The 12,121-nt window shown below is 66.3% G+C and carries 8 protein-coding genes; 2 read left to right on the top strand and 6 right to left on the bottom strand.

Going from position 1 to position 12,121, the window contains the following annotated elements:
• Nucleotides 1-85: 85 nt before the first annotated feature.
• The 4 genes from GGR46_RS13845 to GGR46_RS13830 all read right to left on the bottom strand — a co-directional run bounded on the left by GGR46_RS13845 (nt 86) and on the right by GGR46_RS13830 (nt 7,420).
• The gene (locus tag GGR46_RS13845) at nt 86-1,705 is read right to left on the bottom strand and encodes an alkaline phosphatase D family protein (RefSeq protein ID WP_183998518.1); all 1,620 of its coding nucleotides are present in this window, start codon (nt 1,703-1,705) and stop codon (nt 86-88) included.
• A 74-nt stretch (nt 1,706-1,779) separates the two neighbouring features.
• On the bottom strand, nt 1,780-4,719 hold the full coding sequence (locus GGR46_RS13840) for a TonB-dependent receptor domain-containing protein (RefSeq protein ID WP_183998517.1): 2,940 nt from the start codon (nt 4,717-4,719) through the stop codon (nt 1,780-1,782).
• Between the two features lie 222 nt (nt 4,720-4,941).
• Nucleotides 4,942-6,336: an MFS transporter gene (locus GGR46_RS13835; RefSeq protein WP_183998516.1), complete on the bottom strand. Its 1,395-nt coding sequence runs from the start codon at nt 6,334-6,336 to the stop codon at nt 4,942-4,944.
• 40 nt (nt 6,337-6,376) lie between these two features.
• Nucleotides 6,377-7,420: a TetR/AcrR family transcriptional regulator gene (locus tag GGR46_RS13830; RefSeq protein WP_183998515.1), complete on the bottom strand. Its 1,044-nt coding sequence runs from the start codon at nt 7,418-7,420 to the stop codon at nt 6,377-6,379.
• A 298-nt stretch (nt 7,421-7,718) separates the two neighbouring features.
• Here GGR46_RS13830 and GGR46_RS13825 point away from each other — a divergent pair, with 298 nt between their 5' ends.
• Both GGR46_RS13825 and GGR46_RS13820 read left to right on the top strand, forming a co-directional pair.
• Entirely contained in the window at nt 7,719-10,019 is a 2,301-nt protein-coding gene (locus GGR46_RS13825) for a TonB-dependent receptor (protein ID WP_183998514.1), read from the top strand.
• Nucleotides 10,020-10,031: 12 nt separating this feature from the next.
• Nucleotides 10,032-10,904 (top strand): tyrosine-protein phosphatase, encoded by an 873-nt coding sequence (locus GGR46_RS13820; RefSeq protein WP_183998513.1) that lies wholly within the window; start codon nt 10,032-10,034, stop codon nt 10,902-10,904.
• Between the two features lie 67 nt (nt 10,905-10,971).
• On the opposite strand, the gene GGR46_RS13815 is transcribed toward GGR46_RS13820, so the two are convergent.
• Entirely contained in the window at nt 10,972-11,514 is a 543-nt protein-coding gene (locus tag GGR46_RS13815) for a hypothetical protein (RefSeq protein WP_183998512.1), read from the bottom strand.
• 1 nt (nt 11,515) lies between these two features.
• On the bottom strand, nt 11,516-12,121 hold the full coding sequence (locus GGR46_RS13810) for a papain-like cysteine protease family protein (protein WP_183998511.1): 606 nt from the start codon (nt 12,119-12,121) through the stop codon (nt 11,516-11,518).

Here is a 12,121-nt window from a genome sequence, read left to right as displayed (position 1 = left end):
GTCTGAGTATGCCTCCTTCCCGCGCGGCCGCACCAGGGGCTGGCGATATTCCGCAAGGTTATCGCCAGCCTCCGCATTCGAAATCTCAGCTCGCGAAAACCCGCCGCCCGCGCTCGACCTGCATGCGGTGCGTGCCCGAGAGTTCGGTGTTCCGCTCGGTGATCGTCTTGAGGAACTGCCACTCGCCGGTCACCCGCTGCGGCGTGACTTCGATCATCATATAGCCGCGCCGGCTGGTATCGGCCCATTTGAGCTCGGGATTGGCGGCGACGAAACCCTGGGCGACGATCCGGGGATCCGCGCCGCAGCTGCCCTCCATGCCGTTCGAGGTGACCGCCTGGCCGGCGAACTCCACGCCGGCGGGTTTACCGCCTTCGGTCAGCGCATAGGCCCAGGCATTGTGGCTGTCGCCCGACAGCATCACCAGGTCGGCATCCGCCACCTGCGCGGCCTTGAGCAGGCGCGAGCGCCCGGCGGGATAGCCGTCCCAGCGGTCCATCCACATCGGCAGCCCGGCCTTGGCGGCGCGGATGCTGTTGCGGAAATTGTTGATCGTGCCTTCGCTCGAGCCAGCGCGCAGCCAGTCCACTGCCTGTGCCGGCATCACCGTGCGGCCGAGGATCGTGCCCATGCCAATCAGCTGCCATGCGGAGGTCTGCGCATTGGCCTTGAGCTGGTGCGAGAGCCAGCTTTCCTGGGTGGTGCCGAGCATCGTGGCGGCGGGGTCCTGCCACGCGCCGTCGCGGAAGGCCGCGAGGGCGGCGTCGGGGTTCGAGGCCTTGTACGCGGCGCCGATATCGGCTTGCCGCGTACGCGCCAGCAGCCGCGACTCCGTGCGGTAGAGCGTGCCGAGCGCGCCCAGCGGATAGGCCTTCCACGGCTCGTCCGACACCGGCATCCACTCGCGATAGACCTGCATCGCGGCGGCGCGGCGCGGGTTCCAGTCGCCCTCGGTCGCCGGCTGGTGGTTCTGCGCCCCGCCCTCCCAACTGTCATTGGCCGATTCATGGTCGTCCCACAGCGCGACCATCGGCGCGACCTGGTGGAGTTTCTGCAGGTCCGGGTCCGCGCGATAGCAGGCATAGCGCAGGCGATAGTCGGCGATCGCGATGATCTCGTTGTCGGGCTCGACGCGGCGGCCTTCGATCGGCTTGGCGCGCGCATTGTCATATTCGTAGATATAGTCGCCGACGTGCAGCCACAGGTCGAGGTCGCCGCGCTGCGCGGCATGGCCATAGGCGTTGAACCAGCCATTGGGCAGGTTCGAGCAGGAGAACACCGCGAGGCCGAAGCGATTGGTCTTGCCCTCCGGCAGGGTCTTGGTCCGGCCGACCGGCGACTTGGTGCCGTCCGGCGCCACGAAGCGGTACCAATAGACGGTCCCGGACTTCAGCCCGTCGACGGTGACCTTTGCCGTCCAGTCGCGGAACGCGCCGGTGCGGAAAGTACCGCCCGCGACGACCTTGGCGAACTCCGGATCGAGCGCGACTTCCACATCGAGCCGCACGAACGCATCGTCGCTCGCGCCGACATAGCGGGTCCAGAGCAGCATGGAATCGGTCCCGGGCTCACCGCTCGCGACGCTATGGGTGAAGCCCCTGCCCTCCAGCACCGCCGCCAGCCCGCGCCCGGCGGGAAAGAACATTGCACCGAGCCCGAGGCTGCCGCCCAGGACGAGACTGCGGCGATCGATCGTCAACACCATGGGATCTCCTTGGAAATTCGAAAAGGTCCCGCGGCCATATGCACACCGCCGCGGCCGCGGGACAGTGGGGGAACTCAGAAGCTGGCCTTCACCGCCGCGCTCCACATCGAACCGTAGATGCTGTAGAGCTGCACCCGGCTGCGGACGTTCGAATAGACGATGTCCGGTGCGTTGAAGATGTTGCGCCCCGCGACCTGCAGCGACCAGGTCTTGTTGAGCCGGTACGAGGCGGACAGGTTCCAGAGCGTCCGCTCGTTGTGGTAGAGGATACCGTTGGTCGCGGTGGTCGGCGTGTTGGTCAGCGCGCTCGTCCGGTAGGTGCCGATATAGCTTCCCGTCATCTGCACGTCGAAGGGACCGCGATTGTAGCGGACCGCCCAGTTGGCCGAATAATCCGGCGTCGAGACGCGGGGACCGTCCGGATCGACATAGGTGAAGGAGCCGCGCACGCCGAGGCCCTTCAGCGCACCCGGCAGGAAGGTCAGCTGCTGGCTATATTCGAAGATCACGCCGTTGGTGGAGCTGATGCCCGGCTGGTTGAGCGTCGTCGTGATCTGGTAGCCGTTATAGTCGTCGGGCAGGCCGACCAGCGCCGGATCGGTGACCTTGGCGCTGTACTGCATGTTCTTCACGTCGAGCCGATAGGCCGAAACCGCGATGATGCCCGCGTGCGGCAGATAATGCTGCAGGCTTACGAAATATTTGGTGACCTCTTCGGGCTTCAGGTTGCGGTTGGGCGCCGAGACCGTGAGGGCGGTATCGTTGACGGTGAGCGCACCGCCGAGATTGCCATAGTCGGGGCGAAGGATCGCCTGGCTCGCGGCGAAATGGGCGACGGTGTTGCGGTTGATATCGTATTTCAGCCCGCCGCTGACGAACCAATTGTCATAGCCGAAGCGGTTCCACAGCTGCTGGCCGTTGTAATATTGATAATTGATAGCATCGACGGTGCCGGAAGCGCAGCCGCAAGCCGCGGCGTTGAACGCCCGCGATTGCGTGACCGCCGCGCCTTCCTGCGTGTGCTCGTAGCGCAGGCCGATATCGAAGCGGAGCCGGTTCCACCCGCCCTGCAACTCGCCATAGGCCGCCTTGATCGTCTCGCGCACCTCATGGGTGGAATTGTACTTGCGGGTCAGCCCGCCGGTGACGTCTTCCTTGAAATATTCGGGATGCGCGACGAACAGGTCATAGGCGGCATAATTGTTGTCCGCACGCCAGCCTTGGCTGTTGAAATTCCCGGCATCGAAGCCCTTGATCAGGAACTGGTAGTTGCTGGTCGCGGGGAGCGTGCCCGGTCCGCCGAGCGTACCGCCGATATAATTGTACGAGGTGTAGCCGCCCTCGTCGGTCTGCCAGCTATTGGTGCGGATGCCGACGCCACCGAGCAGCTCGAGGTGCACGGTGCCGGCATCGAGCTTCTTCTTGAGGTCGAGATTGCCGCCATATTGCGCGTCGTTGGTGTGCGACACCGGATAGCGGATCGAGGTCGCCGAATTCACCGGCGTCCAGTTGGCGGGATCGGACCAGGATTTTCCGGCGGTCTGGGTCAGGGTGTAGGCCGGGGTCTCGGTATCCTCCCGGTCCAGCGTGAAGCCGAGATTCTTGTCCTGCGTGTCGTTGCGCTGGAAGAAGCCGTCGCTGTCGAAATTGGTCGCCGCGTACGAGTAGCTGCCGCGCAGCGCGACCTCGAAGGTGTCGCCCTTATATTCCAGCTTGGGGTTCGCCATCACGACGTGCTGCGGATTGTAGCGGTGCGAATATTCGGTATCGACGCCGGCATTGGCGTTCTGCGGCACCACGAGATGGGTCGCCGTGGAATTGGCCGTGTCGACATAGCTCGTCGTCGTGCTGCCGTACTTCAGGTACGTGTAGCCGTTGTAATATTCGACGTCGTAGAAGGAATATCCGCCGCGCAGCGAGAAGGCGAGCCTGTCGCTGAACTTGTAGTCGAGCGCACCGTTGAACGCGGCGCGGTGGGTGAACTTGGGGCCTGCACGCCACATCGTCTGATAAGGCAGCACCTGGCCTGCAAGCGGGGCGCCCTTGGAGTCCTTGTTGGTACCGCTGTAATAGGCCCAGTCGGTCTGGACGCGGTCCTGCTGGACGTAGTTGGCGTTGTAGCTGCCGTTGAGCGCGATGCCGAGCCGGCCGCCCAGGAACACGTCCGCATAGCTGATCTGGCCGCCCGGGAAGACCGTCGCATGCTTGCGATCGTCCGGCGCGTAATAGGTGCCCAGCGTCGAGTCCGAGGTCGCGACGCCGGTCAGCTGCGCCTGCAGCAGGCGCTTCTTCAGCAGGAAGGCATATTTGGAGATCAGGTTGACGTTGCCGCCCGGCGCGTCGGCATCCATGCGGGCGGTCAGCGTGTTGTTGAGGTCGATCCGGGTGATGCCGGTGATCGACATCTGGGTGAAGCTCGACTGGCGACTGCTCGGGCTCGCCGAGGCCAGGCGGGCACCGTCCTGGGTGAAGGTCGAATATTTGGAATCGAGCCCGCCGATGCGCACCGCGTCCGTATCGACCTCGACATAGTCGAGCGAGATGCCTGGCATGTTCTTCATGAACTCGCCGACGTCGTTCATCGTCAGCGCGCCGAACGCGTCCGCGTCGATCGATTCCACCGCGTTCATCGCCGCACGGCGCTGCATCAGCGCGGCCGCCTCGCCGGAACGCGCGCCGTTCACGACGATCGCTTCCGAATCCCGCCCGTGGTCCGCTATGGCCTGTGCCTTCATGCTGACATCGACGCGCGCCGCCTGCCCGGCATCTATCACGACGCTGACATGGGTATCCTCGAGACCCGCATAGCGGACGGTGAGGTTGGCGGCGCCCGTCGGCACGCCGGTCAGCGTGAAGTCGCCGCCGTCTTCGGAAATCGTGGCGATGCCGGTACCGTCAACACTGATCTGCGCATTGCTGACATAGGTGCCGGTCGCTTCGCTGAAGACCCGGCCACGCACGATGCCATTCCCGCTTGCCGGATTCTGCGCGGCATCGGCCTGCGCATGCGCCACAACCGGCAGCTGGAGCGCGATAGCTGCGGACGCGAGCAGGAGCGCGCGCGAACGAATGGATAGAACTGGCTTTGAACGATGTCTGAAAGTCATTGCGGGCCCCTTCGGGCGCGGCTGATTTGCCGTGCCTATGGAGCGCTAGAGCCACGGGCCGGTCGCTTCCGTGCTGCCCCGCACAAATTTTATCCGAGCGCCGCAACTTAGTCCTGACGCCCCCCCTTCTCAGGGCACCTTGCACGCCCGGAGCGCCGCGGGAATCCTTGCGGGCTCCGGCGCCTCGAAGCCAGGATCGGGAAATTGGCCCGCCTGCGCGCGGGCGGGACGCCATGCCGCCCGGGTCAGCAGCGCGCACGCGATCAGCGCCGCGATCGCCGACGGCAGGGCATAGGTTGCGCGGACCACGAGCAGCGTTTCGCCGTCCGCCGGTGCACTCGGCACGAAACCCGCCACGCCCAACGCGCCCAGGGCTGCGGCGACGCCGACGCCCATTGCGAGCCGCAGGGTGACGTTGAACAATGCATAGCGGCTCGACGACCAGCGCTGCCCCTGCTCCACTTCGCGCCGGGTGATGTCGCTCACCATCGCGCGCAGCAGCATGTAGTCGACGCCGAAGGTCAGGCTGCGCGCAACCAGCCACAGGACCAGCCCGATCAGGCTCCCGGCGGGCAACAGCAACGCGATCGGAGCCACCAGCGCCTGCCAGCCATAGGTAGCGAGCAAGGTGCGGCGCTTGCCGAAATGCCGGCTCGCCCGCGCCCATAGCGGCAGCAAGGCGAGCGGGATCACGCCCTGGACGAGCATCAAGGTGCTGCCCCAGCCCGGCAGCGCCAGGGCCTGCTCGACGAAGAACAGGAAAGTGCCCGCGGCCGCGGCATCCGCAATGCCCAGCAGGCCATAGAGGATCACGATCCGCCGCATCTCCCGCGTGCGCAGCATATCGCCGAACATGGCCAGTGGGTTGGGGACGCGCTCGGCGCCCCGCGCATCCGGCTCGGAGATGCGGCGCAGCACCAGCACCGCGGTAAGCGGTGCGAGCAGCACGATCGCGGCACCCAGCGCACCCACCTGCGCGCCGCGGCCAAGGCCGAACCCGCGTTCGAGAAGGCTGGGGAGCATCAGGGTGAGGATCATGCCCGCCATCCCCACCCAGACCTTTGCGCCCATCAGGCGCACGCGCTCATGCTTGTCGCGCGAGAGTTCCAGTCCCCAGCCGCCGTGCGGCGTGGCGGTGAGCGTGTAGCCGAGATGGAAGACCAGGCTCCAGGCGGCCAGCGTGGCAATGCTGGTTCCGGGTGCTGCCCAGAACAATCCGATCGCCCCGATGCTCACCAGCGGCGCACCGATCGCCATCCAGGGCCGGCGCAGCCCAAAGCGCGTCGGAAACCGGTCGCTCGCCCAGCCGACGAACGGATCGATCAAGCCGTCGAACAATCGCGCGGCAAGCAGCAACATGCCCACCGCCGCGATCGGCAGCGCCAGGGTCGCGGAGAAGAAGGAGGGCAGATAGGTGCGCCAGGCCAGCTCGATCGCCTGGAACAGGATCACCGGCGACGAGAAGACGAGCAGGTCCAGCCTGCTCAGCCGCTCGCCCCGACTCGCTGCCTCGTGAATTTCCACCCCGGCCCAGTGACGGACAGGGATGACAATCGTGCGACCGTCAGCCGCGGTTGAGGAATCCCAGCAGCATCTCCAGTTCGGCCCGGCCTGCCGCCTGGCGGTCGGCCAGGCTCAGGGCCGCGTGCGCATTGCCCTGGCCTACCGAGAAGCTGGAGAAGAGCGCCGCGTCAGCCACGCTCACCGGGCGGTCCCGCCCGACCAGCGCCTGCAGCACCCCGCGCGAGGTCCGCCCGCGCAGATAGCGTAGCTGCGCGGCAAAGGGCGCCAGCGCCGGATCGCGCATCGCCGCCATCATCAGCTCGGCCATGGCCAGGCGGAAATTCTCGGTGCTGGGCAGGCTGTCCATCCGATCGAGCATCGAATGCACATCGCCGTCGGTGCCCGCGGCCTGGGCGATCGCCTCGCTCGGGACGCTCTGCAGATAGGTCATCTCGAAGGCCGAGCCGAGCAGGTCCGCGCTGGTCCGGAACTTGTGCGAGACGACCCCCAGGGTCAGCCCCGCCTCGGCCGCCACCGCGCGGTGGGTGACGCCGCCCACCCCCATACGTGCCAGCACCGCCGCAGCAGCAGCGGCAATCCGCTCGGCGGTCTCGTCGCGCAGCTCGGGCAACGGCGCCGACCGCAGCGCGCACTCCCGCGCCATTTCGCGCCAGGGAGACGGTCCGGCGAGCCGTCCGTGCATCCAATTCCCCCAGGCCCGGCAGATCTCCTCCAGCCCGGCCCGGTCCACGCTGCGCCGCCAGCGCAGCAGGTGCATATAGCTTTCGCCGTCGAACACGCGTTCGGTCAGCATCGCCACCTGCGGGATGCCCAGCCGTGCGCACGCATCGTTCCAGAAATCCGCCCAGAGCAGGCGCCAGCGCTGCGCGGTACCCGCATAGCGCTCGTCACGGGCGGCGAGCAGCAGACATTCCCGCCAGGCGAAGGCCAGACCGCGCTGCCCCTCGCACCAATCGTCGATCAGCGTCGCGAGTAGCGGCGCGAGCGAATCGCCTCCCGTCGGTGCTTCCGAAATCTGATCGAGCCGATCGTCGCACCAGGCCGCCGCCAGCGCTTGGGCATATTCGTGAGCACTTACATACAACTGTTCAAGATCGCCAAAATGATGATAAATGGAAGATGCCGGCAGCCCCGTCGCCTGGGCCAAACCGCGCGCCGACACGGCCGCCTGCCCGCCGACTTCCCAGGCACTTAGCACTGCCTTTATCCATTTTTCGGCACTTCCCCCCGCCTTGTTGGCGGCAGCGGCTTCCCGACCGGGCATCCCATTCTCCGTGTTCGCGACCCTCGCCATGCCGGATTGCAAAGGCCCATACAAGCGTCACATAAGATACATACAATCGTTCTAGTGGCCCGCTCATCATCAACCCCAGGGGGTCATCATGGAACTCAAGATCAAGCACCGGTTACGCCTGTCCGCCCTGTCCGGAACCACCACCGTTGCCCTGCTCTGCACCGCCCCTGCCTTCGCCCAGCAGGTCGCTGGCGACACGACCACCAGCGTCGCCGCCGAACAGGATCAGGAAGGCGGCCTCGGCGAGATCGTCGTCACCGCGCAGCGCCGCGAGACCAACCTCCAGAAGACCCCGATCTCAATCGCGGTGCTCAACAGCGAAGCGCTGCAGAACCGCCATGTCGAAACCCTTGCCGACCTGGCCGACGGCTCGGTGCCCGGCCTGCGCGTCGCCCCCTTCTTCTCGCGCAACTCGGCGCTGGTCATCGGCATCCGCGGCGTCGGCTTCCTCGGCGACGCCAACCAGCCGGCGCGCGAGCAGGGCGTCGGCGTCTATATGGACGGCATCTATCTCGGCCGTGCCCAGGGCCTGGGCACCGCGCTCTACGACATCGAGCGCATCGAAGTGCTCAAGGGTCCGCAGGGCACGCTGTTCGGCCGCAACACCGAAGGCGGGGCGATCAGCATCGTCTCGAAGCGCCCTAGCGGCGAGCTGCAGCTCAACGCCTCGGCCGGCGTCGCAAACTTCGGCGGCTACGAGACTGCACTGCATCTCGATCTGCCGCGCGCCGCAAACATCAGCCTGAAGTTCGACGGGGTGATCCAGAAGCGCGGCGGCACCGTCGACAACACGATGGCCGGCCAGCTCGACTTCAACAGCTATGACCGCCGTGGCGCACATGTCGCTACGCTCTGGGAACCAAGCGACAAGTTCAGCGCGCTCTGGCAGTTCGACATCTCGCACGACGAGACATCGCCCTATTATCTCCAGCTGCTGAGCAAGGGCAGCCTGCCCCTCGCCCCGATCATCAAGCTCCAGCCCGAGCGCGCCGAGACCGGCCTGGTCGGCGTGCCGCTCCAGGCCAGCGTCGGCGACACCAGCGGCATGTCGCTGCATCTCGACTGGAAGCTGGGCGGCGGCCTGCGCGTCCGCTCGATCAGCAGCTACCGCACGCTGACCCAGACCCAGTACGACAACGGCTCGGCGATCCTCTCGGTGTTTGCGCCCAACGGCAATTTCGCCCGCTACAGCCTGGCCAATTTCGGGCAGCACCAGTTCAGCCAGGAAGTGCAGCTGCTCGGCGAGCTGCCGCGCCTGAGCTTCGTCGCCGGCGCCTTCTATTACAACGAACGGGTCGGCGATAACGCCTTCGCGCCCAACACGCTGAAGTTCAACGCCGATGGCACCGGCTATACCGTCCTGCCCTCGCCGATCTCCGCCACGTCCTTCCCGGACCGCGCCAGCGTCGCCCGCACGAACAGCGCAGCGGTGTTCGGCCAGTTCACCTACACGCCGGCGCTGCTCGGCGATCGCCTGCACGTCACGCTGGGCGGCCGCTATTCGCACGACAAGAAGAGCGGCGAACTCGACAAGGTCAACGGCGCGCTGCCGGTAGTGAATGGCGTGAGCGCGATCGTGCCGATGCACGTCACCTCGGACCGGTTCGATCCGCTCGCCAATATCGCGATCGACGTCGCCGACAGCGTAATGGTCTATGGCAAGTGGAGCACCGGCTACAAATCGGCCGGCGCCAATTCGCGCTCGCTCACCTATCGCGGCTTCGGCCCGGAATCGGTCTCCGAGTTCGAGGGCGGCGTGAAGGCCAGCTTCCTCGACAATCATGTCCGCCTGAACCTGACTGCCTATACCGGCACCTACAAGGACGTGCAGATCGACTTCAACGCGGTGATCCCGGGTTCGAACCGCGGCACGCTGGAGACGACCAACACCGCCGGCAAGGGCAAGATCTCGGGCTTCGAGGCCGAGCTGGCGGTCGCACCGGTCACCGGCCTGACCCTGACCGGCAACTACACCCATCAATATATCCGCCTGCCCAAGGCGCCGAACCCGTTCGTCGCGGGCAATCCTCTGGTGCCGGTCTATCCGATCTTCGCGCCGGAGAATTCGGCCAGCGGGTCGATCGACTATCGCCTGCCGGTCGGCGCGGCGACGATCGTCACGCATATCGACGGCAATTACGCCTCCGCCCAGTACAGCTCGACCAGCGATCCGACGAAGAGCGACTCCTCGTTCATCGTCAACGGCCGCCTGGCGCTGGCCGGCATCAAGCTGGATGACAGCGCCGCCCGCCTCGAGCTCTCGGTCTGGGCGCGCAACCTGCTCAACGAGCAGCACCTGTTCCTGCGCAACTACAGCGCGGCGCTCGGCACCTACGGGATCTTCAACGATCCGCGCACCTACGGCCTCACCGGCTCGATCCGTTTCTAAGGAGAACCCGACATGCGTATCCCCACCAGCTTCCGCGTGATCGGCCTCGCGGTGGCCGCCGCCGCCGCCGCGGTGCCGATCGCCGCGCACAGCCTGCACCAGGCCGCCCCCGTCGCGCAGGGCGAAAATGCCCGCCTGCTCCCGCTCCAGGGCGGACAGAATTTCCGCGACCTGGGCGGCTATCGCACCCGCACCGGCCGCACCGTCCGCTGGGGCGTGCTCTACCGTTCGGGTTCGATGCATTTCCTGACGCCGGCGGATTTCGACTATCTCGCCAGGCGCGGCATCCGCACCGTCTGCGACTTCCGCGCCACCAATGAGCGCAACAACGAACCGGTGATGTGGCCGGCGGGCAAGGCGCCGCGCGTCCTGGCCGACGATTATGCGATGGACACCAGCGCGATGGCGCCCAAGCCCGGCCACGCCCCCACCGCCGCCGACGCCAGGGCGACGATGACCGCGACCTACCCGGCGCTGCTCAAGCAGTTCAACGGCCAGTATCGCCGCATGTTCGGCGAGCTGCTCGCCGGCCGCGCGCCGCTCGCGTTCAACTGCACCGCCGGCAAGGACCGCACCGGCGTCGCCGCCGCGCTGATCCTCACCGCGCTCGAGGTGCCGCGCGAGACGGTCATCCAGGACTATCTGCTCACCAACAAATATTTCGACCCGCGCAAGGTCGTTCAGAGCGACGACCAGGCCTCGCAGGCGTGGCGCAAGCTGCCGATGGACGTGCTCAAGGCCTATATGGCCGCCGACCGCGACTATATCGAAGCGGTGTTCGCAGTGATGGACAAGCATCGTGGCGGCGTGCCCGGCTATCTCAAGGACGAGCTGGGTCTACGCCCCGCCGACCTAGCCAAGCTGCGCACCACCTACACGCGCTGACGGAAAGGTGGCTGGCGGCTCGATGGGGGTCGCCAGCCGCTGCCCGGCCTCGGCTTGTCGCCGCTCCCTAAGCCTTCCCGCGCGTTGCAGCGTATTTCAATTCCGCTTCATCCAGAAAATCCTGGTCCTCCAATTCCGGCCGCAGGCCGACCAGCCTGTCAAATTCCCGGCAGGTCAGCCAGAGCGCTTCCATCTGCAGCGGCGCCAGCCGCAATATGCGCAGGCGCTGTCGTCCAGCCAGATCCAGACATCCCTGAACGAGGCGATCCAGACGGCCGGCATATTCGGTCGCCAGCCCGCCCCATTGATAGCGGAGCAATTGCGGGGCGCCCTTCCCATCCCTCGCGATGGAGATGACGGCACCGACGTCGATTGCCGGATGGATCCAGAAATAACGCCAGCCCGCTTTCCAGGCATTGCCCAGCTTCTCGACGCGAAGATCGCCAGGGCCAAGGGTGAAGACGGGCACCACGCCGAGCCGCCCCTCGCCATCGAACGCCACGGCTGGGTCAAATCCATCTCGCCCCAAGTCAACGACCAATCGCTCGAGCAGGACATTCTCGGCCAGGACCCGGGCGCGCATGGACTCACGGACGGCGACAAGCGCCATGTCAGGCCTCGCCCACTATATGCGCGGTCGACCAGGCGGCGAACCGCGCTGGCCCCGCCATTTGCGCCGCGTATTTCTGCATTCCCTCGATAGTGACCATGGTGACGTTGTCCGCGTCGAGGTCGACGGCAGGATCGTAGACCACGAGCGCGTCCAAGCCTCCCAATTTACCATAGCCAAAGGCGCAGATCGCGTGGCCGAGCTGGGTGTCCTGCCACACGATGGTGATCGCAAGCGGATGGCCTCGCCCGATCGGCTCCACCACATCGCGCGCAAATTTGAGAAAATCCAGGCTCGCACCTCCCAGAACTCGGGTCTGATAACCGAGATCCCTCAGCACCGTGCCCAGATGCTCCATGCGATCCTCGTTGAGGCCGGATGCACCCTGGACGAACGCGACCACGGCCTCCTGGCTGGCATTGACGCCGGGCCTCGGGAGGACGCCAAGGATGGACGCGCAAACTGCAGCCCAGCACCAGTTCGACTTCTTCTGCTCCGTATTGGAGCGGAAGCCGGGGATGACCTGAGCCGGTTCCGCGCCGGCGGGCAGCGCGACCCCGGGTGGTGGGAATGCCGCCCGCCAGACGGCATTCCTTTCGCCCGGCAT

This window comes from Sphingomonas kyeonggiensis (assembly GCF_014196745.1).
Taxonomy (GTDB): domain Bacteria; phylum Pseudomonadota; class Alphaproteobacteria; order Sphingomonadales; family Sphingomonadaceae; genus Sphingomonas; species Sphingomonas kyeonggiensis.
This window is presented reverse-complemented; position numbering and strand designations above follow the sequence as displayed.